We start from the raw sequence: 20944 nt of genomic DNA on the forward strand, positions 1-20944 counted from the left end.
GGCTATTTAAAACTCGCCTGACCAAGTGCAATAGACTCATAGCGCTTTCCCGTTAATTTAATCACCCATACGCTGTCTGTAAATGTGCGGCTAAAATATACAGTTTGCCCATTGGGAATATTAGGCATGAAAGACGTAATAGACTGCCAATCGCTATCTACTTTTTCTTTGAGCTTCATGCTCGCATTATAAAAACTTCCTTGTTCATTTGTTTTTACCTCAAGTGCTGTTAGCTGTTCACCATCGCCTATTTCTATTAATGCGCTTTTATTTAAGTTAGCTAATAACTGAGGTTGGTGAATCGGTTGTAAATTTTTTAATGTTTCATCTATTTTGCTATCTATTGTTATTTTACTCTCTAGCTTGTATATAGTGGCTTTAATCGCAAATACTGGCTCTGCAATACACGCTGAGGATAAAAACCCAAAAGTAATCCCCATTACCGCTTTATAAAAGTACATTTTCATTCGTTATACTCCTTTATTATTTAGTCTGCCTAGCATAACCAATTTATCACCTATTAAAACTTAACTTATTAATATTCATAATATTCTTTTAATTCACAGTAATGAATATTGCTTATTGGGCTATTTAAACACACCATTTTTAGCGATAATAAATAGATGAGCATTAAACAAGGTAAGGAAGAAACTTGTCGCTAGGAATTGAACTAAAGCAATTAAGAGCAAATAAAAAATGGACGCAAGCATTTGCTGCACGCGAGATTGGTATTCAACAATCTTACTTATCTAAGCTTGAAAATGGACAATTTATTCCGTCCGCTGAGGTAATTGAAAAGCTCGAACTTTGCTATGGCAAAACGTGTTTAGATAAGTATTTACCATCAAAAACATTACAAAGCACACAGATTAAAAAAAGGCTGTTTGTAAGTTTAATTATGCTTATTAATGGTCTCGTAATGTGGTTATGCGCAACCTATGAAATTTTCTACCCAGAGACTTACTTTACTTATCAGGCCAAATTAGGCGACTTTGTAGCGTTCAACGTCAGTCAGCACTACCAAGGCGAGCGATTTATTGAAGGTGATGTTATTTACCAAATTTTAGGTGAGAGACAAGTTAGCCGGATTGAAAACCGCTTTTTAATTGTAGGCTCCACACTTTGTATTTTGCTATCTGTTGTCGTTGCCGCTTTTTCTAAAAAGCATTTATTAATTAAGCCTCTAAATAAAGTTTAAACACACTACTTAATGGGCTTTTTAGCGTTCCACTTATCCATTATTTTATTATATAAAATACGATCGTTATCTTTGCATGGCCTTGGCGATCCCGTTGGTAAGCCTACTTTACCCATAACACCATTAAAATCAATCTTGTAGCACATACCTTTGTACATTTCCACCCGCTGACTACCATCTGCGCTTTGCCACAAAACCGCTGATTTTAAATCACTAGAATGCTCAATTGGAACCGTTATGTGCTGGTGATTTTTGCTCTTTGGCAAAGTTGCTATCTGCGGGAAATCAAAGGATACAATAGCATTACTGGAAATTGAAAACGGAGTTATTGATGCGTACGGATCAATTTTTTTAAATGGCTGCTGAGCTTTTGAATTAACCTTATTTTTTATAGGCTCAATCGCGGCTTTATTTACATTATGCTTTTTTCTATCAGTACTTATGGCAATGCTTTTACTTGTCTCAGTGGCATTCTCTGGTAAGTTTAATTTTAATTGCTGAGCGTTCTCAAAGTCACGCCCTTTAAGCGGCTTAGGTGTTAACTCACTTGCATCAAGCTCGGTATCATTTTCAGGGAGTGAAGCATTCGGCTGTTTACTTTTTGTATTACTGGGTAATGTTGTAAGGTCCACCATTACATACGCTTTTATCACTTTGCCTGCGTATGGTTGTGCTATCTCAACCGTTTGCCTCGAAACCAAATAAATAACAACAATATGTAAACCAATTGATATACCCCACGCTTTATAGTTACCTTTCAACACATCAACTCCCTGTGAACAGCTTACTTTATGAGTATAACTGGGCAGGTTTAGTTCATTTAAAAAGGCGTATTGTCGGTCTAAAAAGTAACCGTCGGCTAAACCACACCTAAACATTTATTTTATATTCGCTAAGCTCATTTCTTTTTAATAACAGGAGTGAGTTATGCAAACCAATCGAACACAACAATGGCTAGATTTAATTCACCGACAACCAGGCTCTGGTTTAAACATACAAGATTTTTGCCAGCAAAATAACTTAGCAACGTCCACTTTTTATAAGTACCGCAAACAATTAACCGCCCAATCTAGTTTCAGCAAAGTGACCATTCAAACTGAACAAACCCGTTTGCAAGAAATCGTTGAGCCTGCCCATATCACACTGACTTTGCAGGTTGGAGAATTAAAATTGCCAGGTTCAACCTCTGCACAGTATTTGTCTGATTTGATTAGAGGTTTAGTTAAATGAAAATGTTTGTTGAGCCAAGTGACATTTACCTGCACCGCCCAGTGGTGGACTTTCGAAAATCGATTAATGGTTTAGCTAATATTGTTGTCGCTGAAATGAATTTAAATGTGATGTCCGGTGCTTTATTTATCTTCTGCAACAAAAGCAAAGATAAACTCAAAATCCTTTACTGGGATAAAACGGGGTTTGCTTTGTGGCATAAGCGATTAGAAAACAATAAGTTTAAATGGCCGAATGCCGAGCATGAAAACCAGCTTGTTTTATCTGAGCAACAACTGCACTGGCTGCTCGATGGCTTTGATATTGTTGGTCATAAACCGCTGATTTTATCAAACTTGAGCTTATAACTTTAGCTCATACCTGATCAGCTTTTAATCTGAATAACATGCAGATAATCAGCGAGTTACAGGGTAAAATACCCCCTATGACTGAACTAGAGCAGCAACTTCTCAAACGCATTGCCGAACTTGAAAAACAAGTAACGGATAAAGATTCCAGAATCGCGTATTTAGAAGAACAATTCAAATTAGCCCAACAAAAACAATTCGGTAAATCAACCGAAGGCCACCCTGCACAAGGTGATTTATTTAACGAAGCGGAAGACATCGCTGAGTTAGAACGTGAAGTTGAAGCTGAAAACGAAACCGTTACTTACACCCGTAAAAAAGCTAAACGCACTGCGTTACCGGCTGATTTACCACGCGAAGTGATTGTGCACGACATCGAAAATAAAAGCTGTGACTGCTGCGGTGGTGAAATGCATAAAATGGGTGAAGATAAATCTGAAAAACTTGAATTTATTCCAGCTCAAATCAAAGTGATTGAACATGTTAGACCTAAATACAGCTGCCGAGCCTGTGAGCAAAACGAAACACAAGTTCAAATCAAACAAGCCCCGATGCCAGCGAGTCCAATTCCTAAAGGCATTGCAACACCAAGCTTACTCAGCCAAATCATCACCAGTAAATATCAATACGCTCTGCCGCTTTATCGGCAAGAAACCATGTTTAAACAACACGGCATTGAAATCAGTCGACAAACCATGAGTGACTGGATAATCAAATGTGCCAGTTTATTTAAACCACTGTATGACAAATTGCATCAAATCTTATTAGAGCAACATGTCATTCAAGCGGACGAGACCACAGTCAATGTGGTGAGTGATGACAAAACAAAATCCTATATGTGGTTATATTGCACAGGTACTGACACGCCTGTAGCAAATAACCCATTTAAAAATATCGTACTGTATGAATATCAGCCGGGTCGTTCAGGTTGTTATCCTGCGAATTTTTTACTTAATTATACAGGTTACCTTCAAGTGGATGGTTACCAAGGGTATGACCAAACTAAAGCTAAGCTTGCTGGCTGCTGGGCACATGCACGGCGTAAGTTTGATGAAGCTGAAAAAGCGCAACCCAAAGGAAAAACGGGCAAAGCAAATTGGGCGTTGAATCATATTCAAAAACTGTATCGAATTGAAACCAGAATCAAAGATAAAACAGCGCCTGAAAAACAAGCCATCCGGAAAAAAGAGTCGGAGCCATTACTTAACCAATATAAAGCTTGGTTGGAAAAATCTTTGCTCAATACCTTACCTAAATCCAAATTAGGGGAAGCGCTCAACTACAGCCTGAATCAATGGGATAAGTTGGTTCAATATGTTGAAGATGGTCATTTGTCTATCGACAATAATCGCGCTGAGCGGGCGATTAAACCCTTTGTCATTGGCCGCAAAAATTGGCTGTTTAGCCAAACAGCTAATGGGGCCAACGCCAGTGCAATGCTCTACAGCATAGTGGAAACGGCAAAGGCCAACGGACTAATACCTTACGATTATATTAGCTATTATTTAACCCAAATCTGCAAACCGGGTTGCCAAATCGATGATTTACTGCCTTGGAATATCAAAAGCTAGGTGTAGATTGCCGGACGCTTACTCTAAAAATTATCAATAAGTTACTTTACTGCGGTACTAAATACAAAAAGCCCCAGCTAATGCCGGGGCTTTTTTACAAAACTAACTTAATTAAAAATTAAGCTTGTTTTGGACTAGAAACAACGTCTACTAAAGTCCAAGATTTATTCTTAGAAATTGGTGCACATTCACGGATAGTAACTACGTCACCCGCTTTTGCTGTGTTGTTTTCGTCATGTACGTGTAGCTTAGTTGTACGTTTAATGAATTTCCCATAGATTGGGTGCTTCACGTAACGTGCGATTGCGATAGTGAAAGATTTTTCCATCTTGTCGCTAACTACACGGCCTTGAAGAGTACGAATTTTATCGCTCATTATTGACCTGCCTTCTGGTTAATAATTGTTTTTACACGCGCGATATCGCGACGTACTGTTCTTAGCGTGTGTGTCTGAGCTAACTGACCAGTGCTTGCTTGCATGCGCAGGTTAAACTGCTCACGAAGAAGTCCTAGAAGTTCAGCATTAAGCTCTTCTACGCTTTTGTCTTTTAGTTCGCTTGCTTTCATCACATTACCGTCCGAGTTACGAAAGTTGTTTTGAATGGCAGTTTACGAGCTGCAAGGTCGAATGCTTCACGAGCAAGCTCTTCAGAAACACCTTCCATTTCGTAAAGTACTTTACCAGGCTGAATTTCAGCAACCCAATATTCAACAGAACCTTTACCTTTACCCATACGAACTTCAAGAGGTTTTTCTGTAATCGGTTTGTCAGGGAAGACACGGATCCAGATTTTACCTTGACGTTTCACGTGACGCGTCATAGCACGACGAGCTGCTTCGATTTGACGAGCAGTCATGCGGCCACGGCCAGTAGCTTTCAATCCGAAAGTACCGAAGCTTACTTTGTTACCGTTTTGCGCTAAACCGCGGTTGCGGCCTTTGTGCATTTTACGGAATTTTGTACGTTTTGGCTGTAACATTACTCGCTACCTCTACTTAGCACTTTTCTTGGCTTTCTTTGGTGCGCGTTTAGCTGGCTTCTCTTGCTCTTGTACTAGTGGTAAACCACCAATAACTTCGCCTTTGAAGATCCAAACTTTAACACCAATGATACCATAAGTGGTTAAGGCTTCAGAAGTTGCGTAGTCGATATCAGCACGAAGAGTATGTAGAGGTACACGACCTTCACGATACCATTCTGAACGTGCGATTTCTGCGCCGCCAAGACGACCGCTAACTTCAACTTTAATCCCTTTTGAACCGATGCGCATTGCATTTTGTACCGAACGCTTCATAGCGCGACGGAACATAACACGACGCTCTAGTTGAGAGGCAATGCCGTCTGCTACTAGTTGTGCATCAAGTTCTGGCTTACGTACTTCAGAGATATTAATCTGAGCAGGTACACCAGCGATTTTAGTTACTGCTTGACGTAATTTTTCTACGTCTTCGCCTTTTTTACCGATAACAACACCCGGACGAGCCGTGTGGATTGTTACGCGGATTGATTTTGCTGGACGCTCAATAACGATTTTAGACACAGAAGCTGTTTTTAATTCCTTTGTAAGGAATGCACGAACTTTGTGATCGCCAAAAAGCTGATCAGAGAAATCTTTAGAACTCGCGTACCAGGTAGAAACCCAAGGTTTAGATATACCTAGGCGAATACCAGTAGGATGAACTTTTTGTCCCATTACTTATACTCCTAGCTATCTGAAACCATAACAGTGATATGGCTTGTACGCTTAAGGATGCGGTCTGCGCGTCCTTTAGCACGAGGCATAATACGTTTCATTGTAGGACCATCGTCCACAAAGATCGTAGTTACACGAAGCTCATCAATGTCAGCACCTTCGTTATGCTCTGCGTTAGCAATAGCAGACTCAAGTACTTTCTTAACTAATACAGCCGCTTTTTTCGGGCTGTACGCCAGGATTTCTAGTGCGCGATCGACAGGTAACCCGCGGATCTGATCTGCAACTAGACGTGCTTTTTGCGCCGAACCAGAGGCGAATTTATGTTTAGCTAATGCTTGCATTTATCTTCCCCTCTTAACGTTTCTTCGCTTTCTTATCCGCAGCATGGCCACGGTAAGTGCGAGTTGGTGCAAATTCACCTAGTTTGTGACCGATCATTTCGTCAGAAACGAAAACTGGTACGTGCTGGCGACCATTATGGACAGCAATGGTCAATCCGATCATGTTAGGTATGATCATTGAACGACGGCTCCAAGTTTTAATTGGCTTTTTCTCACCGCTTTCCAAAGCTTTCTCTACCTTCTTCAGCAAGTGTAGGTCTATAAAAGGACCCTTCTTGAGAGAGCGTGGCATGGCTATTCCTCAATATTACTTAGTACGACGACGTACTATAAATTTATCCGTACGCTTGTTCTTACGCGTCTTCGCACCCTTAGTCGGCTTACCCCATGGAGACACAGGATGACGACCACCAGAAGTACGACCTTCACCACCACCGTGTGGGTGATCAACCGGGTTCATGGCAACACCACGAACTGTCGGACGAATACCACGCCAGCGGTTTGCACCTGCTTTACCAAGTGAACGAAGCATATGCTCAGCATTGCCAACTTCACCAAGTGTAGCACGACAATCAGCTTCAACTTTACGTACTTCGCCTGAACGAAGACGTAATGTTACATACTGACCATCACGTGCAAGAATTTGAACGTAAGCACCAGCAGAACGTGCGATTTGTGCACCTTTACCTGGTTTTAATTCTACGTTGTGAACAGTCGAACCTACAGGCATATTACGCATTGGTAGTGCATTACCAGCTTTGATTGGTGCATCAACACCAGACTGGATTGCATCACCAGCTTTTAAGCCTTTAGGTGCGATAATGTAACGACGCTCACCGTCTGCATATAATACAAGAGCGATGTTTGCGCTACGATTTGGATCGTATTCTAAACGTTCAACAGTAGCTGGAATACCATCTTTAGTACGTTTAAAATCGATTAAACGGTAATGATGTTTATGACCACCACCGATATGACGAACCGTAATACGACCATTGTTATTACGACCACCTGATTTAGAGTTTTTCTCTAAAAGTGGTGCGTATGGCTTACCCTTATGTAAATCAGAGTTAACCACTTTAACTAGGTGACGACGACCCGCAGAAGTAGGCTTACACTTTTGAAGTGCCATAATTCTATCCCCTTATTACTCGGCGCCGCCGACAAAGTCTAGCTCGCTGCCTTCTTTAAGAGTAACGTAAGCTTTCTTCCAGTCGCTACGACGACCGAAACGCATGCCAGTACGTTTTGTTTTACCCTTAACGTTAAGTGTGCGAACACCCGTTACTTCTACTTCAAAAAGCTTCTCAACTGCTGCTTTAATTTCAGCTTTAGTTGCGTCATTTACTACTTTGAAAACAATTGTGTTGTTTTCTTCAGCAGCAATTGTGCTTTTTTCAGAGATGTGTGGAGCAAGGATCACTTTTAAAAGACGTTCTTCACGGATCATGCTAGCGCCTCCTCAAGTTGCTTAACAGCAGCGGCTGTAATAAGTACCTTGTCGAAAGCAATTAAGCTTACAGGATCGATACCAGCTACATCACGCGTGTCAACCTTATAAAGGTTACGTGCTGATAAGAAAAGATTTTCATCTACTTCTTCAGTCACGATAAGTACATCTTTAAGCTCAAGCTCTTTTAGCTTAGCTACTAGATCTTTAGTTTTTGGTGCTTCAAGACCAAAACTTTCAACAACGATTAAACGCTCTTGACGAACTAGTTCAGATAGGATGCTTTTGATCGCACCACGGTACATTTTACGGTTTACTTTTTGGCTGTGGTCTTGTGGTTTAGCTGCGAAGCTAACGCCACCTGAACGCCAAATTGGACTACGGATTGTACCAGCACGTGCACGGCCAGTACCTTTTTGAGCCCATGGTTTTTTACCACCACCGCTTACTTCAGAACGTGTCTTCTGAGCACGAGTACCTTGACGAGCACCTGCTGCGTAAGCAACAACTACTTGGTGTACTAATGCTTCGTTAAACTCACGTCCAAAAGTAGCTTCAGAAACTTCAAGAGCGCCAGAAGCGTCTTTGATTGCTAATTCCATCACTAAATCTCCAGGACTTATGCTTTAACAGCTGGTTTAACGATAACGTCACCGCCGATAGATCCAGGTACTGCACCTTTCACTAAAAGCAAGTTACGCTCAGCGTCAACGCGAACTAGTTCTAAGTTTTGAGTCGTTACACGCTCAGCACCCATATGACCGGCCATTTTCTTACCTTTAAACACCTTACCAGGTGATTGGTTTTGACCGATTGAACCAGGAGCACGGTGAGATAGAGAGTTACCATGTGTAGCGTCTTGCATGCTGAAATTCCAGCGCTTAACACCACCTTGGAAACCTTTACCTTTAGAAGTACCGGTTACGTCAACCTTGTTGATTTCGTTGAATAACTCAACAGTAAGCTCTGCGCCTACTTCAAAATCGCCTTCACCACCGTTAAGGCGGAATTCCCACAGACCGCGACCCGCTTCAACGCCAGCTTTAGCGAAGTGACCCGCTGAAGCTTTGTTTACACGACTTGCTTTTTTAGTGCCTGCGGTTACTTGAAGCGCGTTATAACCGTCTGTTGCGTCAGATTTGATCTGAGCAATGCGGTTAGGTGTCGCTTCAATAACTGTCACAGGGATAGATACACCATCTTCAGTGAAGATTCGTGTCATACCCACTTTACGACCGACTAGACCTAATGCCATTTTCCTAAAACCTCTCTAATCTTCCGATTAACCCAGGCTGATTTGAACATCAACACCAGCAGCAAGATCTAAACGCATAAGCGCGTCAACAGTCTTGTCAGTTGGTTCTACGATGTCTATCAGACGTTTATGGGTGCGGATTTCGTACTGATCACGCGCATCTTTGTTTACGTGCGGTGAAGTAAGTACAGTAAAACGTTCAAAGCGTGTAGGTAGTGGGATTGGACCACGTACTTGTGCGCCAGTGCGTTTCGCAGTTTCCACGATTTCTGCCGTTGATTGGTCAATCAAACGGTGGTCAAAAGCTTTTAGGCGAATACGAATGCGTTGATTTGACATTCTTAACCTCAATATAAAGAGCATTTAAAAGAGCATAAAAAAACGACCGAAACAATCTTAATTATTAAGATGTCGGCTGTTTGATTATATCTACGTTGAGTTCCAAATCGGAACTCCTGTTTATTAGCTTGAAATCCAAGCTTAATTTATCCTTCCAAGTTCCCGGGGGAATTTTGAAAGCCTGCGTATTATAGAGGTATTGGTGATAAATGCAACAACTAATTCAAAACAAAGTATCAATGATTAATTCGTCTAAATAAGTGCCAGCTTATATTGTGTGACTATACTGGAACTAAATTTTTCAATGCGGGTCAATAGCTGCATTAACTAATCTCATTTCGTAAAGAAGCGATTTTTTAGATAATATGGTATCCTATCACGCTAATTTTGCTTTTTAACACCCTCAATATGGTGAGTCGATGCGTATTTTTAATTATTGTTTAAACGTTTTATCTGCTGGATTCAGTCGCTTATTTGTTAAAAGCAAAGTCCTTCCAGAAAACCCTATTAAACAGTACGATTTAAATCCTGATTACCCTACATTTTATATAGTGCGCTTAAACTCTCGTTTTGATCTTGCGGCGCTGGCTCATGCTTGTAAAAAACACGGCTTACCTAGTCCTACTGAAGAGCAAATATTAGGTGATGAACATTTAGAGCGATTTATTGGTATTAAAAATCCACCACCTTTATTTGGCGATACAGCAAAACCAACCAATGCACTGGCACAAGGCAAACAAATAATTGATCACCTTATAAATAGTGGCCAAAAAAATGTACAAGTGATACCTGCAACTATTTTATGGGGACGCGATCCAGGTAAAGAAAAACCAGGATTACGTACTTTAATAACGCATTCGGTTACACCAAGCTGGTTTAGAAAGTTTTTTGTTGTGTTGTTTTCTGGTCGCGACAACTTTATTCGCTTTAGCCAACCACTCGACTTATCACTTATTGTAAATGAAAAAGCTGATGTAAATGAGCTACCACAAAAATTACTACGTGTTGCCCGGGTTCACTTTAAGCGTCAAAAACTGGCAGCCACAGGCCCAAAAATGCCATCGCGCGAGCAATTGTTTAACTCTCTTCTTGCTTCACCAACAATAAAAAAAGCCATTCAAGATGAAGCAAAAGCTAAAAATATTAGCCAAACCGAAGCTCGTCAAAATGCGCTTAAGCTACTTGATGAAATAGCCGCAAACTATTCTGAAGCAATGATACGCGTTGCTGATCGCTTTTTAACATGGCTTTGGAATAAGCTATACAACGGCATACACATAAAACACACAGAGCAATTGCATGAACTAACTAATAAAGGCCATGAAATTATTTACATGCCTTGTCATCGTAGCCATATGGACTACTTGCTTCTTACTTACTCTATTTACCATTTAGGTTTGGTGCCACCGCATATAGCCGCAGGTGTTAACCTTAACTTTTTTCCTGCCGGTGGCATATTTCGCCGCTCGGGTGCGTTTTTTATTCGCCGCTCGTTTGCAGGCAATAAACTGTACTCAGCTATTTTTAAAGAATATTTGAGTCAGTTATTTATTAAAGGTTACTCAGTTAAGTTTTACACAGAAGGCGGGCGTAGCCGTACTGGGCGTTTGTTACCGCCCAAAACAGGTATGCTTGCAATGACCTTTCAAGCCATGCTACGCGGTATCGATCGACCAGTATCAATAGTCCCTGTGTATATTGGCTACGAACATGTCATGGAAATAAATACGTACCTTAAAGAGCTTGCTGGAAAAGATAAGAAAGGCGAGTCGGTATTTGGTATTTTTAAAGCGATAAAAAACCTTAAAAACTACGGACGTGGTTACCTAAATTTTGGCGATCCTATTTCGGTTAACCAATATTTAAATGATAACCAACCCGACTGGCGCGACGCGGTTCACCCAACTAACGTACAAAAACCTCAGTGGTTAGGCCCACAAGTTGCAGCCTTAGCAGACCAAGTTATGGTTAAAATTAATAATGCAGCTGCATTAAATGCTGTTAACTTATTAGCAATGGTATTGCTAGTAAACGACAAGCACGCTTTAAGTAAACCAAAGCTATTAGCTCAGCTCGATTTTTACTTACGCCTGCAGCGTGATGCAAGTTATAGCGATAAAGTAACTGCGCCTGACGAAACGCCTGAGCAACTTCTTACACATGCCTTAAAACTTAACAAATTTGATGTGATAAGTGATGAGTTTGGCGAAATTATTGCCATTAGCGATAAAGAAAAAACACTCTTTAATTATTACCGTAACAATATTTTGCATCTATTTGCGGTGCCTAGCTTGTTGGCATTGCACTTATTTAAGCAGCACACAACAACAATTAAGCAATGTGAACAATTAGTACATTCGTTTTATCCGCTATTTGCCAAAGAATGGTATTTACAGCCCCTTGATGAAAACTACATTACGCGTATCTTGGCCAATTTTGCTGATCAAAACTTAATTGAATTTGATGGCGACAATATACACATTACTAATACCAACGACTGCTTAGCAAAATTAGAAATGCTAGGGCGAGCATTGAGCTTCACTCTGCAACGCTACGCCATTGTGATTGGTTTTATACAAACGAGTAATGGCATTGAAAAGGCTGAGCTTGAGCGAGAAAGCCAAGTATTAGCAGATCGCTTAGGCACGTTACACGGCATTAAAACACCGGAGTTTTTTGATAAAAAAGTACTGGTTGGTTTTATCGATAACTTACGTGGTGAAGGGCTTGTTACAGAAGGCGACAATGGCTTGGTGGGCAGTACGCAATTGTGCGAAACCTATTCACAACTTAAAACATTGCTACCTGCCCGTATATGGCAATCGATTAGCGACATTGTTCAAGACCAGTGTAACTAGCCGCTATACATAGATAGGGTTAGCGCTGACGCATAACCCCTTCTTGAATTGTTGAGGCAACCAAGTTGCCTTGGCGATCAAAAAATTGCCCTCTTACCAGCCCTCTGCCTGAGCTCGCACTCGGGCTGTCTATGGTGTATAAAATCCAGTCGTCTAATCTAAACGAGCGATGAAACCACATTGCATGGTCAATTGTTGCAACCTGCATATTTGGCTGCATAAACGACACGCCATGCGGCTGTAATGCCGTTGGTAAAAACTCAAAGTCAGACGCATAAGCCAATAGGTAATTATGAATACGCTGATCATCGGGCATATCACCATTTGCTCTAAACCAAATATGTTTAACTGGCTCAATCGCTTCTGGTTTAAAGGGGTTATGAAATGTCACAGGGCGCATTTCGATAGGCATTTCGCGAATAAATTTATTACGAATCACCTCGGGTATATGCTCAGCATTTTCTTGATAAAACTCAAGCGACGAACGTAGCTCTTCCGGTTGCGGTACATCTGGCATCGTTGCCTGATGCGAAAGTCCGTCTTCAACCGCCTGAAAAGATGCAGTCATATAAAAAATAGGCTTGCCGTATTGAATTGCACTTACACGACGGGTACTAAAGCTTTTGCCATCGCGAATAGTTTCAACATCGTAAACGATAGGTTTAGCAGCATCCCCTGGGCGTAAAAAGTAAGAATGTAAAGAGTGAACAATACGTCCAGCCGGAAGGGTTTCCTTCGCTGCTGATAGCGCTTGCCCCATAACCTGACCACCAAAAACAGCTCTAAAACCCAAATCTTGGCTTTGCCCTCGATATAACCCTTGCTCTATTTCTTCAAGTGTTAATAACGATAATAAATCATCTAAAACTTGGCTCATTATATGTTCCTCAATTCCCTAATAACTTAATGATACTATAGACTACAACTATGTAAATCTTTGTTAGGAATACAACTATGGCTTACTGGCTGTTTAAAACCGAACCCGATGCTTTTTCAATTGACGACCTAAAACACGCACCTAATCAAACAACATTATGGGAAGGTGTACGAAATTACCAAGCCCGAAACTTTTTGCGTGATGATGTTAAAGAAGGCGATTTAGTGATGATTTATCACTCAAGCTGCAAAAACGTAGGTGTAGCGGGTATAGCAAAGATAACAAGCGCAGCCTATCCAGATCCTACTCAATTTGACCTAAATAGCGATTATTATGACCCTAAAGCCACCAGCGATTCACCGCGTTGGGTAGTCGTTGACGTAACCTACCACCAACATTTGAATAAAATGGTTAGCTTAAAATCTATAAAAGCAAACGACAGTATTACAGAGTTGGCACTAAAAAAAGCAGGAAGATTATCGGTTATGCCCGTAACAGAGCATGATTGGAATGAAATTATGAATATGGCTAAAGAGTAAAGTTGTAACGCCGTACTTATTTTTTTACTGCTTTTTTCTTTTTGTGCCCGTGCTTGGGCACAATGGCAAAATACATAATGAGCCCTAACCACGAAAAAAAGATGATACCGATGAGCCAACCGTTTTTTTCGTGGCCTTGCGTACGTTTACTGTTTAGTACAATGACTACAGGTAAAATGTACGCACTTAAAATAACAATTAAAAATATAACTTCATTCATTATTTTTCCAAGCTTGACCAATCAACTTCGCCGCTCAATACACGCTCAACAGAAATATAGTGGAGAATATCACCTTCACTCACTTTATAATCCAAAGGTGGATTTAAGTCCATATTTTGAGCACTCAAGTTATGTGCAACACCCAACAAAATAGCGTCGTGCTGCCTTTTAAAATGATGAAACAAGGTGCCAAATTCCATTTCCTTACAGCCACTGGGTACTTTTAAGCTAAATTGTGTATCACCATGTAATGTAGAAAGCAGTTCTTCTTGTACTCGACTAGAGCCGGGGTCTTGCATTGAACGAACTAATATTTCAGCCGACTTAGCACTGCTACATTCTATATTTTGACAATGCTCCAGTAGCATATCGACCTTGGTTTCATCTAAAAAGTGAGCACTAATATGACACTCATCTTTTACTAAGCGGCTAATACGCAGCGCAGTAGTAAATGTTTGGTCGTCGTCTTGCCCATCAATAATTACTTTATCGGCGTGACTTATTGCTACACGCTCTAACTCTGCTAAATCAGTAAAGCTAGAAAGACGCGCAAAATCAACCTGCTCATTTGCTAAAAACGGATGATCCATCTGCTCTGTTACCGCGAGTAAAATACGACGTTCAGTGCGCTTTGTATCCGCCAAAATGTAATCAATCATTTTTTTAGTTCTGGTATCGTGCCAACCAAAAATAATGATGTGGTTATTACTGTGAGCAAAATCTTTATCACCAGTCATAGCGTGCCTAATTAAATAAGTAACAGTTTGCCCTGCTTTTCCAAGCAAAACACCAAATAAAGCTAAACCAAACGGAATTTGTATTAAAGCAACCACCCATCGACCAAGCTCTGTTGTCGGGCTAAAATCACCATATCCTACTGTTGACGTTGTCACTGTGTAATAGTAAAAAAAAGTGGTTATAGAGGTTAACGCCTGTTCATTAGCAGCATACAGTAGCAACCAGGTTACGAGCATATGAGTTAAAATTGCAAAGGTCACTGCTTGCCAGCTCAATTGATCAATATGAGCGCGAACAAGTAACGCTAACCTTTTAAATATCACCGGCATAATACAAAATCTTTGTTATTAAATTATCTATAAACAGTACGTTACTGTATGCCTTAGTTTTAATCAACGTTTAAGGTATAGACAGTATAAAACTGTCCCCTGTAATACTAATTGTGATTTGCACATAACCACATTTCGTGATTAATTAATCTACAAACAAACACTAAACTGTATTTTTATGCTTAATAGAATAGCCACCCCATTTACAAAACTGGTTGAGCGTTACCTACCCGACCCATTTATATTTGTAATTTTGCTTACACTTATTACATTTGCCGCTGCCAGTATATTTACCCCTTCCAGCAGTATTAATGTACTGCACGCGTGGGGCAATGGGTTTTGGAACCTATTGAGCTTTGCTATGCAAATGCTGCTTGTACTTATTACAGGCTACATGCTGGCAAGTACACCTCTCATTAGCAAAGTATTAGAAAAACTAGCAACCTTAGCCAACACCGCGCCTAAAGCAATTATATTAGTTACTTTTATCTCACTTTTAGCTAGCTGGCTAAACTGGGGATTTGGCCTTGTTATTGGTGCATTGTTTGCCAAAGCTATTGCAAAACATACCCGTGTAGATTATCGATTATTAGTAGCTAGTGCCTATACTGGCTTTGTTGTATGGCATGGCGGCCTTGCAGGTTCAATTCCGCTAACTATTGCAACACCAGGACACTTTTCACAGGCAAGTATGGGTATTGTGAGTACAGATCAAACCTTATTTGCAGGTTTTAATATTGCCATTTTGATTGGTTTATTTATTATCGTCCCATTAGTAAATCGCTACATGTTACCCAATGACAACGACAGCGTTTATATCGATCCAACCCTATTAAACACCCGCACACCTGCAACAAGTAAAATAACGCGTCCTTCGCAACATTTAGAACAAAGCAAACTGCTAGGTATGGGCATTGGCTTAATGGGGCTTGCCTACTTAAGCTATTACTTTTTTATCTCTGGTGGCGGCTTAAACCTCAATAGTGTAATTGCCCTGTTTTTATTTTTAGCTATTACGCTACATCAAACTCCTCACAATGTGCTTAATAGCTTACAACAAGCAATTCCGAGTGGTGCGGGAATTGTAATTCAGTTCCCTTTTTATGCCGGTATTATGGCGGTCATGGTCGATACAGGATTAGCACAACAAATATCACAAGGCTTTATTGCCATTGCGGATGCCGATAGCTTGCCATTTTATAGTTTTATTAGTGCAGGACTCGTTAATATGTTTGTGCCCTCCGGTGGCGGACAATGGGCTGTACAGGCACCTATTGTAATACCCGCAGCGCAAGAGCTGGGCGCCGATATATCCCGTGTTGCTATGGCTGTGGCATGGGGCGATGCGTGGACCAATTTAATTCAACCTTTTTGGGCACTGCCCGTATTGGCTATAGCGGGCCTAAAGGCAAGAGATATTATGGGCTTTTGCGTGGTACAACTAATTATTACTGGGGTGTTTATATCGCTGGTATTGAGCTTTTACTAACTGTAAACATAATAAAAAGGCGTGCAATATACGCACACCTTCATCGCTTTAAGCACTCTCACTTTGCTGGTCTAAATCCACTAATTCACCTTCATTTAAGTGATAGACTTTGCCAGCCATATTAATAGTTTCTTGACGATGAGCAATCATAATCCGTGTGATTGGTAAGTGCTGAATTTGCTCACTTATTTTCGCCTCGTTATCTTTATCTAAATGGCTAGTTGCTTCGTCCATAAACAACACGCAGGGCGACTGGTATAACGCTCGCGCCAGTAACAATCGCTGTACTTGCCCACCGGATAAATTTGAACCCATATCACCCACTAGTGAGTTGTAACCCATCGTCATTTTGGTGACATCATCATGAATTGCCGCATGATGGGCGCACTGCTCTATTTTTAGGTAATTGGGCTGTGGGTCAAAAAAGCTGATGTTATCGGCAATTGAACCAGCCAATAGCGTGTCATCTTGCATCACGGCAGCTATTTGTTTGCGGTAATTTTTAAGGCCAAGCTGGGTAATATCTTTACCATCAAGCAGCACTTTACCTGAGGTAGGTTGTAATAACCCGAGCATAATTTTCATCAAGGTGGTTTTACCTGCACCAGATGGCCCTGTAATCGCAATAGAATCGCCCGCATTCAAGATTAAGTTAACGTTATTTAGAATAGGCGCTTGCTCTTCACTATAACTAAAGCAAATATTCTCAAGGGTAAGCTGACCTTTCACTTTACCTTCGTCATCACCGGTATAGGCCATTTCACCGTCACGATTAGCCTCTTGCTTGGTAAGAGCAATATCGGCAATACGGTCAAGGTGCAGGCGCATCATTTTAAATTGGATTATTTGTTCTATTAAATTAGCAAAGCGGCTGGTTAACTGGTTTTTATAGGCAATAAACGCCAGTACCATACCCACTGACAAGCTATTACTCATTACCATTAGTGCAGCAAAGTAAATCACCAATACATTCTCAAGGCCAAATAACAGCTTATTAAATGAATCAAAGCTAATGTTTAACCGCCCTAAACGGATTTCACTGTTTATTACCTCAGCATAACGGTTTTGCCAAATGCCTTGGCGCTGCGATTCATTGCCAAACAGCTTTATAGTTTGCATACCGCGAATATTTTCTAAAAAGTTCGATTGCTCTTTGGCAGAGTTTTGAATCATTTCTTCGGTGGCTTGGTGTGGCGGCCGATACAGTGCTAAGCGCACTAAGGTATACAGCACTATTGCACCAACAACCACAGCTGTCAGTTTTAGCGAGTAAATTAGCATCATAATGAGGACGGTAATAGCCATGACGCCATCGACCAGAGTCTCTACAAACCCTGTAGTTATGCGCTCCCGTATTTGCGCCAAGGAGCCAAAGCGCGATACAATATCGCCCACATGCCGTGACTCAAAATAGTTCATTGGCAAGCGCAATAAGTGCCTGAGCAAATTCACGCCCATTTGCATATTGAGCAAACTTGAAAGCCGTAAAATCAGCCAACTTCGTACTGCATTAGTCACCACTGATATAATCGCAATCAGCGCGAAACCCATAGCAAGCACCGTTAATAACGATTCATCAAAACTGATTAAGACTTCATCCACCACCCACTGCATATAATAAGGAGCCATCAAAGCAAATAATTGCAATACCAGAGACAACGCAATCAGTTTTAGCAACCCTGCCTTTAAGCCCTTCATGGTGTTCCAAAGCTGAGTAAACTTCATTCGCGCTTGCTCTTGTTTGGCTTCAAACTGACTGGTTGGCGTTAGCTCTAAACAAATGCCGGTAAAGTGCTTACTAAACTCCTGCTCGTTTAAACTGCGTTTACCCACCGCAGGGTCGTTTATAGCAAATTTAGCTGCTGCTCCTTTACCTGATACTTTGGTCAGCACCACAAAGTGATTCATATCCCAGTGTAAAATACACGGCGTTTGTAGTTTATGCACCTCCTCAAGCGGACATTGTAACGCGCGGCTGGCGAGCCCCAAGCCATCACCCAGCTCAATCAGCTGCTGTAAATTCATGCCCTTTAAATTAGCCAAAAAGCGCTTACGCATAGCCGGCATATCCAGCCTATGACCGTGATAACTTGCCACCATAGCAATAGAGGCTAGGCCGCACTCAGCTATTTCGGATTGGAGGATAAGAGGTACTGATTTTAATACAGAAAAGTTCAAGCTATCCATGAAGCAAGTATTCCTTGATGAAACTTATACATGTGCTGTAAGGTTTGAAGTAACAACTATAAAAATTCAAATTCCTATGAGTTATAATAATCCTCAAAAGCTTATACTTTTATTAATCGTTATTTAATTACAGTTCTGTTTGAAGTTATAATTTACAAATAAAAATCAATATATCCAGCCCATTTGTTATGTGTGAGTATCAAGAAAAATAAGATAATAGGCGGCCAAATAAGGATTTTAACTCCAGAAAAAGCCGTTTTATCATTTTGTAAATCGGTTATGCTACGATTTCCATATTTTATATTTACTGGTAATAACGACATAATCAGGGCAATAAAAAATTCTATGTGATCTGTAACTACTCCTATTGGTAAGAATACGATAAGAGCAAAAAGACTTACATTATATACTTTCATAGCTGTCCTTTTTAGCATAGCTATAAGAATAGCTATGCTAATTATTTATTATAGGTTTGAAGCAGCGCCACCCATGAAAGAGATTCTTGGTAGAAGGAACCTTGCTGCAGCTGAACCAATCGGCCCACCAACCGCACCAGATAACCCTCCAGCAGCGGTAGCAGCACCGAAACCACCCCAACTAAAATTGCCCGAAGTCGCTGCACTTCCTAAATAACCAGCAGCACCAATTACAGCTCCCAAACCAGCACCTGCAGGTCCAAAACCACCATTCACTTCTTGAATTTCTTTTACGTTTAATTCACGCATTTTGTTATACTCCATAAATCCGATGCTTTTTAGTTAAGCTATCGGGTTGTTAATATGTCCAGCCTTTATAATTAGGTGGGCGGTTAATAGGCTGGCTTTAGCTGCTCGCTAAAGTTAACTAAAGCTGGCCGTCTTTTTCGGTTGTTTGCATTTAGCAAACCACCAAAACTTTCAAATTTTTCTTTATTTCGCAAAACACTACAATTAACTTACTCGCCCTTTTAGGCTGTACAGTGGCTCAAGCAACCATTCAATTAATGTGCGCTGTTCTAACATAATATCTGCCTCAAACAGCATACCGCTTTTTAGCTCAAACGCTTTGCCATAAGCCTGCATTCGTTGTTGGCTGAGTGTTGCTCGCAAGCGGTATACTGGCTCTTGCAAAGCGATTGGCAAGCGTATTTCATTTGGGGTAATAAGCGCCTTATCAATCCGGCTAATTTTGCTATTAATAAAACCAAAGCGTTGATAAGGAAAAGCATCAAAACGTAAGCGAGTGTCATTACCAAGCGCAATAAACCCTGCCGAGCGTGTTGGTAGCAGCAATTCCGCCACTAGCTCTGAACCTTCGGGAATAATATGCAGTAGCGGTTTGGCTTGAGTGAGTGTTTCACCCTCAACCACTTGAATGCCAGTAACAACACCGCTGTTACTGGCTGTTATGGTGTATTGATAGTTACTTTTAATTTGTGTGAGTTGATTTTGAATATCCGCTTGTTGGCGTTTAAGGCTATTTATACGCAGCGTATATTGTTGTGGTACGTTGGCAATATTAAAGCTTAGTTGGCTTAACTGGTTTTCTTGCTGCATCAGCAAACGCGCTAGGTTTTGTTTTTCTTGTTTGGCATCTAGCAGGGCTTGCTGTTGTTGCTCGCGCTCTATGTTTGATAAAAAGCCATTTTTATTAAGTTGATTAAGGTTGCTCTGCTGGCGGTTAAGTAGTGCTAGTTTTTCATCGGTAAGTTTTAGCTGGCTTTGTAATGCAGCTTGTTCATTAGTCAGTGCACGTTTTTGCGCTTGCAAGTTTAGTGACTCTTGCTTTTGTAAGGTATGATTTTGTGTGATTTCGTCATTAAGCAGCTGTATTTGCATACTTAGCTGCTCAACAAGCTGGGTACTTAATGCAACCCCTTGGCTGTTATTTTGTTGTACAATAATAGTCGCCAGTGGCTGACCTTTTATAACAGCATCACCCTCTTGTACAAATAACTGCTCAATCATGCCGCCTTGATTAGCAAAGCTCTGGATCACCCCTTTGTTGGGCATTAAAAACCCGCGCACGGTTTCTTTACGAGAGTATTCAGCAGTAAACAAGAAGCTAATAACTGCAATAGCCACACAAGCCAAAATAAGCACAGTTAATTTTATTGATAAAGGTTGGGCGAGGGTAATCGCCCCCGTTAAACGCTCACTTTGCTGAGCGATAGCTTCCTTTCTAAATAACATCCCTGAACAACCCTGATATCAGAACACTACATCTCCAGTTACAAAAAAACAACAAACATACAAAAACCTTTAAAAAGAGCAATAACCGAACAAAAAAACCGAAACCTG

General features: G+C 40.8%; 27 protein-coding genes. 7 read left to right on the plus strand and 20 right to left on the minus strand.

The window, feature by feature from the left end; all coding sequences use genetic code 11:
• Nucleotides 1-2: 2 nt before the first annotated feature.
• Nucleotides 3-467: a hypothetical protein gene (locus PS1M3_RS15710; protein WP_006791352.1), complete on the minus strand. Its 465-nt coding sequence runs from the start codon at nucleotides 465-467 to the stop codon at nucleotides 3-5.
• A gap of 185 nt (nucleotides 468-652) precedes the next feature.
• Here PS1M3_RS15710 and PS1M3_RS15715 point away from each other — a divergent pair, with 185 nt between their 5' ends.
• A complete protein-coding gene (locus PS1M3_RS15715; protein WP_138740528.1) occupies nucleotides 653-1198 on the plus strand; it encodes a helix-turn-helix domain-containing protein in 546 nt (181 codons plus the stop codon).
• A 5-nt stretch (nucleotides 1199-1203) separates the two neighbouring features.
• Here the strand turns inward: PS1M3_RS15715 and PS1M3_RS15720 are convergent, their stop codons facing one another.
• Nucleotides 1204-1962, minus strand: coding sequence for a hypothetical protein (locus tag PS1M3_RS15720; RefSeq protein ID WP_239104466.1), 759 nt, complete (start codon nucleotides 1960-1962; stop codon nucleotides 1204-1206).
• Between the two features lie 163 nt (nucleotides 1963-2125).
• Between PS1M3_RS15720 and PS1M3_RS15725 the strand changes: the two genes are divergently transcribed.
• From PS1M3_RS15725 to PS1M3_RS15735, 3 genes are all read left to right on the plus strand, one after another.
• Complete coding sequence (locus PS1M3_RS15725; RefSeq protein WP_138741057.1) at nucleotides 2126-2428, plus strand: IS66 family insertion sequence element accessory protein TnpB; 303 nt, start codon at nucleotides 2126-2128, stop codon at nucleotides 2426-2428.
• Nucleotides 2425-2775, plus strand: coding sequence for an IS66 family insertion sequence element accessory protein TnpB (gene tnpB, locus PS1M3_RS15730; RefSeq protein ID WP_036956871.1), 351 nt, complete (start codon nucleotides 2425-2427; stop codon nucleotides 2773-2775). The genes PS1M3_RS15725 and tnpB overlap by 4 nt, the downstream gene beginning before the upstream one ends.
• 77 nt (nucleotides 2776-2852) lie before the next feature.
• Nucleotides 2853-4346, plus strand: a complete 1494-nt coding sequence (locus PS1M3_RS15735; RefSeq protein WP_203987272.1) for an IS66 family transposase — start codon at nucleotides 2853-2855, stop codon at nucleotides 4344-4346.
• A gap of 118 nt (nucleotides 4347-4464) precedes the next feature.
• Here PS1M3_RS15735 and rpsQ read toward each other — a convergent pair whose 3' ends face one another.
• Genes rpsQ through rpsJ form a run of 11 tightly spaced genes read right to left on the minus strand, consistent with a single transcriptional unit; the run spans nucleotide 4465 to nucleotide 9428 of the window.
• Nucleotides 4465-4722: a 30S ribosomal protein S17 gene (gene rpsQ, locus PS1M3_RS15740; RefSeq protein WP_006791355.1), complete on the minus strand. Its 258-nt coding sequence runs from the start codon at nucleotides 4720-4722 to the stop codon at nucleotides 4465-4467.
• On the minus strand, nucleotides 4722-4913 hold the full coding sequence (rpmC, locus tag PS1M3_RS15745) for a 50S ribosomal protein L29 (RefSeq protein WP_004588692.1): 192 nt from the start codon (nucleotides 4911-4913) through the stop codon (nucleotides 4722-4724). The genes rpsQ and rpmC overlap by 1 nt, the downstream gene beginning before the upstream one ends.
• On the minus strand, nucleotides 4913-5326 hold the full coding sequence (gene rplP, locus PS1M3_RS15750; RefSeq protein WP_002957890.1) for a 50S ribosomal protein L16: 414 nt from the start codon (nucleotides 5324-5326) through the stop codon (nucleotides 4913-4915). Before rplP ends, rpmC begins: the two co-directional genes overlap by 1 nt.
• 12 nt (nucleotides 5327-5338) lie before the next feature.
• The gene (rpsC, locus tag PS1M3_RS15755; protein ID WP_006791356.1) at nucleotides 5339-6040 is read right to left on the minus strand and encodes a 30S ribosomal protein S3; all 702 of its coding nucleotides are present in this window, start codon (nucleotides 6038-6040) and stop codon (nucleotides 5339-5341) included.
• Nucleotides 6041-6051: 11 nt separating this feature from the next.
• Nucleotides 6052-6384, minus strand: coding sequence for a 50S ribosomal protein L22 (rplV, locus tag PS1M3_RS15760; RefSeq protein ID WP_006791357.1), 333 nt, complete (start codon nucleotides 6382-6384; stop codon nucleotides 6052-6054).
• 13 nt (nucleotides 6385-6397) lie between these two features.
• On the minus strand, nucleotides 6398-6676 hold the full coding sequence (rpsS, locus tag PS1M3_RS15765; protein ID WP_004588689.1) for a 30S ribosomal protein S19: 279 nt from the start codon (nucleotides 6674-6676) through the stop codon (nucleotides 6398-6400).
• A 15-nt stretch (nucleotides 6677-6691) separates the two neighbouring features.
• Complete coding sequence (rplB, locus tag PS1M3_RS15770; protein ID WP_006791358.1) at nucleotides 6692-7516, minus strand: 50S ribosomal protein L2; 825 nt, start codon at nucleotides 7514-7516, stop codon at nucleotides 6692-6694.
• A gap of 15 nt (nucleotides 7517-7531) precedes the next feature.
• On the minus strand, nucleotides 7532-7834 hold the full coding sequence (gene rplW / locus PS1M3_RS15775) for a 50S ribosomal protein L23 (RefSeq protein WP_006791359.1): 303 nt from the start codon (nucleotides 7832-7834) through the stop codon (nucleotides 7532-7534).
• On the minus strand, nucleotides 7831-8436 hold the full coding sequence (gene rplD, locus PS1M3_RS15780) for a 50S ribosomal protein L4 (protein ID WP_006791360.1): 606 nt from the start codon (nucleotides 8434-8436) through the stop codon (nucleotides 7831-7833). The genes rplW and rplD overlap by 4 nt, the downstream gene beginning before the upstream one ends.
• Nucleotides 8437-8453: 17 nt before the next feature.
• Complete coding sequence (gene rplC, locus PS1M3_RS15785; protein WP_006791361.1) at nucleotides 8454-9089, minus strand: 50S ribosomal protein L3; 636 nt, start codon at nucleotides 9087-9089, stop codon at nucleotides 8454-8456.
• 27 nt (nucleotides 9090-9116) lie between these two features.
• Nucleotides 9117-9428, minus strand: a complete 312-nt coding sequence (gene rpsJ, locus PS1M3_RS15790) for a 30S ribosomal protein S10 (protein WP_002957900.1) — start codon at nucleotides 9426-9428, stop codon at nucleotides 9117-9119.
• Between the two features lie 419 nt (nucleotides 9429-9847).
• Here rpsJ and plsB point away from each other — a divergent pair, with 419 nt between their 5' ends.
• The gene (plsB, locus tag PS1M3_RS15795; RefSeq protein ID WP_138740527.1) at nucleotides 9848-12286 is read left to right on the plus strand and encodes a glycerol-3-phosphate 1-O-acyltransferase PlsB; all 2439 of its coding nucleotides are present in this window, start codon (nucleotides 9848-9850) and stop codon (nucleotides 12284-12286) included.
• A gap of 19 nt (nucleotides 12287-12305) precedes the next feature.
• Here plsB and tesB read toward each other — a convergent pair whose 3' ends face one another.
• Entirely contained in the window at nucleotides 12306-13163 is an 858-nt protein-coding gene (tesB, locus tag PS1M3_RS15800) for an acyl-CoA thioesterase II (RefSeq protein WP_006791363.1), read from the minus strand.
• A 77-nt stretch (nucleotides 13164-13240) separates the two neighbouring features.
• Here tesB and PS1M3_RS15805 point away from each other — a divergent pair, with 77 nt between their 5' ends.
• The gene (locus PS1M3_RS15805) at nucleotides 13241-13702 is read left to right on the plus strand and encodes an EVE domain-containing protein (protein WP_008129557.1); all 462 of its coding nucleotides are present in this window, start codon (nucleotides 13241-13243) and stop codon (nucleotides 13700-13702) included.
• 16 nt (nucleotides 13703-13718) lie between these two features.
• Here PS1M3_RS15805 and PS1M3_RS15810 read toward each other — a convergent pair whose 3' ends face one another.
• Together PS1M3_RS15810 and PS1M3_RS15815 are read right to left on the minus strand one after the other, a co-directional pair.
• Nucleotides 13719-13922 carry a PLDc N-terminal domain-containing protein gene (locus PS1M3_RS15810; protein WP_006791365.1) on the minus strand — a complete coding sequence of 68 codons (204 nt, stop codon included), beginning with the start codon at nucleotides 13920-13922 and terminating at the stop codon, nucleotides 13719-13721.
• Nucleotides 13922-14989 carry a potassium channel family protein gene (locus tag PS1M3_RS15815; protein ID WP_010557641.1) on the minus strand — a complete coding sequence of 356 codons (1068 nt, stop codon included), beginning with the start codon at nucleotides 14987-14989 and terminating at the stop codon, nucleotides 13922-13924. The genes PS1M3_RS15810 and PS1M3_RS15815 overlap by 1 nt, the downstream gene beginning before the upstream one ends.
• A 178-nt stretch (nucleotides 14990-15167) precedes the next feature.
• Here PS1M3_RS15815 and PS1M3_RS15820 point away from each other — a divergent pair, with 178 nt between their 5' ends.
• Nucleotides 15168-16478, plus strand: a complete 1311-nt coding sequence (locus PS1M3_RS15820) for a short-chain fatty acid transporter (RefSeq protein WP_138740526.1) — start codon at nucleotides 15168-15170, stop codon at nucleotides 16476-16478.
• Between the two features lie 48 nt (nucleotides 16479-16526).
• Here PS1M3_RS15820 and PS1M3_RS15825 read toward each other — a convergent pair whose 3' ends face one another.
• From PS1M3_RS15825 to PS1M3_RS15840, 4 genes are all read right to left on the minus strand, one after another.
• Nucleotides 16527-18665 (minus strand): peptidase domain-containing ABC transporter, encoded by a 2139-nt coding sequence (locus PS1M3_RS15825; RefSeq protein ID WP_203985393.1) that lies wholly within the window; start codon nucleotides 18663-18665, stop codon nucleotides 16527-16529.
• A gap of 152 nt (nucleotides 18666-18817) precedes the next feature.
• Nucleotides 18818-19081: a hypothetical protein gene (locus PS1M3_RS15830; RefSeq protein WP_203985396.1), complete on the minus strand. Its 264-nt coding sequence runs from the start codon at nucleotides 19079-19081 to the stop codon at nucleotides 18818-18820.
• A gap of 48 nt (nucleotides 19082-19129) precedes the next feature.
• Nucleotides 19130-19390 carry a class IIb bacteriocin, lactobin A/cerein 7B family gene (locus PS1M3_RS15835; protein ID WP_203985398.1) on the minus strand — a complete coding sequence of 87 codons (261 nt, stop codon included), beginning with the start codon at nucleotides 19388-19390 and terminating at the stop codon, nucleotides 19130-19132.
• A gap of 204 nt (nucleotides 19391-19594) precedes the next feature.
• Complete coding sequence (locus PS1M3_RS15840) at nucleotides 19595-20836, minus strand: HlyD family efflux transporter periplasmic adaptor subunit (RefSeq protein ID WP_203985400.1); 1242 nt, start codon at nucleotides 20834-20836, stop codon at nucleotides 19595-19597.
• Between the last annotated feature and the right edge of the window lie 108 nt (nucleotides 20837-20944).

This window comes from Pseudoalteromonas sp. PS1M3, assembly GCF_016865405.1.
Lineage (GTDB): Bacteria > Pseudomonadota > Gammaproteobacteria > Enterobacterales > Alteromonadaceae > Pseudoalteromonas > Pseudoalteromonas marina.

Coding starts and splice junctions, on each gene's coding strand:
- rplV (WP_006791357.1), bottom strand. CDS start 6,384: ATGCAAGCATTAGCTAAACATAAATTCGCCTCTGGTTCGGCGCAAAAA.
- tnpB (WP_036956871.1), top strand. CDS start 2,425: ATGAAAATGTTTGTTGAGCCAAGTGACATTTACCTGCACCGCCCAGTG.
- PS1M3_RS15810 (WP_006791365.1), bottom strand. CDS start 13,922: ATGAATGAAGTTATATTTTTAATTGTTATTTTAAGTGCGTACATTTTA.
- PS1M3_RS15825 (WP_203985393.1), bottom strand. CDS start 18,665: ATGGATAGCTTGAACTTTTCTGTATTAAAATCAGTACCTCTTATCCTC.
- PS1M3_RS15830 (WP_203985396.1), bottom strand. CDS start 19,081: ATGAAAGTATATAATGTAAGTCTTTTTGCTCTTATCGTATTCTTACCA.
- PS1M3_RS15820 (WP_138740526.1), top strand. CDS start 15,168: ATGCTTAATAGAATAGCCACCCCATTTACAAAACTGGTTGAGCGTTAC.
- rplB (WP_006791358.1), bottom strand. CDS start 7,516: ATGGCACTTCAAAAGTGTAAGCCTACTTCTGCGGGTCGTCGTCACCTA.
- rpsS (WP_004588689.1), bottom strand. CDS start 6,676: ATGCCACGCTCTCTCAAGAAGGGTCCTTTTATAGACCTACACTTGCTG.
- PS1M3_RS15710 (WP_006791352.1), bottom strand. CDS start 467: ATGAAAATGTACTTTTATAAAGCGGTAATGGGGATTACTTTTGGGTTT.
- PS1M3_RS15805 (WP_008129557.1), top strand. CDS start 13,241: ATGGCTTACTGGCTGTTTAAAACCGAACCCGATGCTTTTTCAATTGAC.
- rpsC (WP_006791356.1), bottom strand. CDS start 6,040: ATGGGACAAAAAGTTCATCCTACTGGTATTCGCCTAGGTATATCTAAA.
- plsB (WP_138740527.1), top strand. CDS start 9,848: ATGCGTATTTTTAATTATTGTTTAAACGTTTTATCTGCTGGATTCAGT.
- PS1M3_RS15840 (WP_203985400.1), bottom strand. CDS start 20,836: ATGTTATTTAGAAAGGAAGCTATCGCTCAGCAAAGTGAGCGTTTAACG.
- rpmC (WP_004588692.1), bottom strand. CDS start 4,913: ATGAAAGCAAGCGAACTAAAAGACAAAAGCGTAGAAGAGCTTAATGCT.
- rplW (WP_006791359.1), bottom strand. CDS start 7,834: ATGATCCGTGAAGAACGTCTTTTAAAAGTGATCCTTGCTCCACACATC.
- rpsJ (WP_002957900.1), bottom strand. CDS start 9,428: ATGTCAAATCAACGCATTCGTATTCGCCTAAAAGCTTTTGACCACCGT.
- PS1M3_RS15735 (WP_203987272.1), top strand. CDS start 2,853: ATGACTGAACTAGAGCAGCAACTTCTCAAACGCATTGCCGAACTTGAA.
- rplP (WP_002957890.1), bottom strand. CDS start 5,326: ATGTTACAGCCAAAACGTACAAAATTCCGTAAAATGCACAAAGGCCGC.
- rplD (WP_006791360.1), bottom strand. CDS start 8,436: ATGGAATTAGCAATCAAAGACGCTTCTGGCGCTCTTGAAGTTTCTGAA.
- rplC (WP_006791361.1), bottom strand. CDS start 9,089: ATGGCATTAGGTCTAGTCGGTCGTAAAGTGGGTATGACACGAATCTTC.
- tesB (WP_006791363.1), bottom strand. CDS start 13,163: ATGAGCCAAGTTTTAGATGATTTATTATCGTTATTAACACTTGAAGAA.
- PS1M3_RS15835 (WP_203985398.1), bottom strand. CDS start 19,390: ATGCGTGAATTAAACGTAAAAGAAATTCAAGAAGTGAATGGTGGTTTT.
- rpsQ (WP_006791355.1), bottom strand. CDS start 4,722: ATGAGCGATAAAATTCGTACTCTTCAAGGCCGTGTAGTTAGCGACAAG.
- PS1M3_RS15815 (WP_010557641.1), bottom strand. CDS start 14,989: ATGCCGGTGATATTTAAAAGGTTAGCGTTACTTGTTCGCGCTCATATT.
- PS1M3_RS15725 (WP_138741057.1), top strand. CDS start 2,126: ATGCAAACCAATCGAACACAACAATGGCTAGATTTAATTCACCGACAA.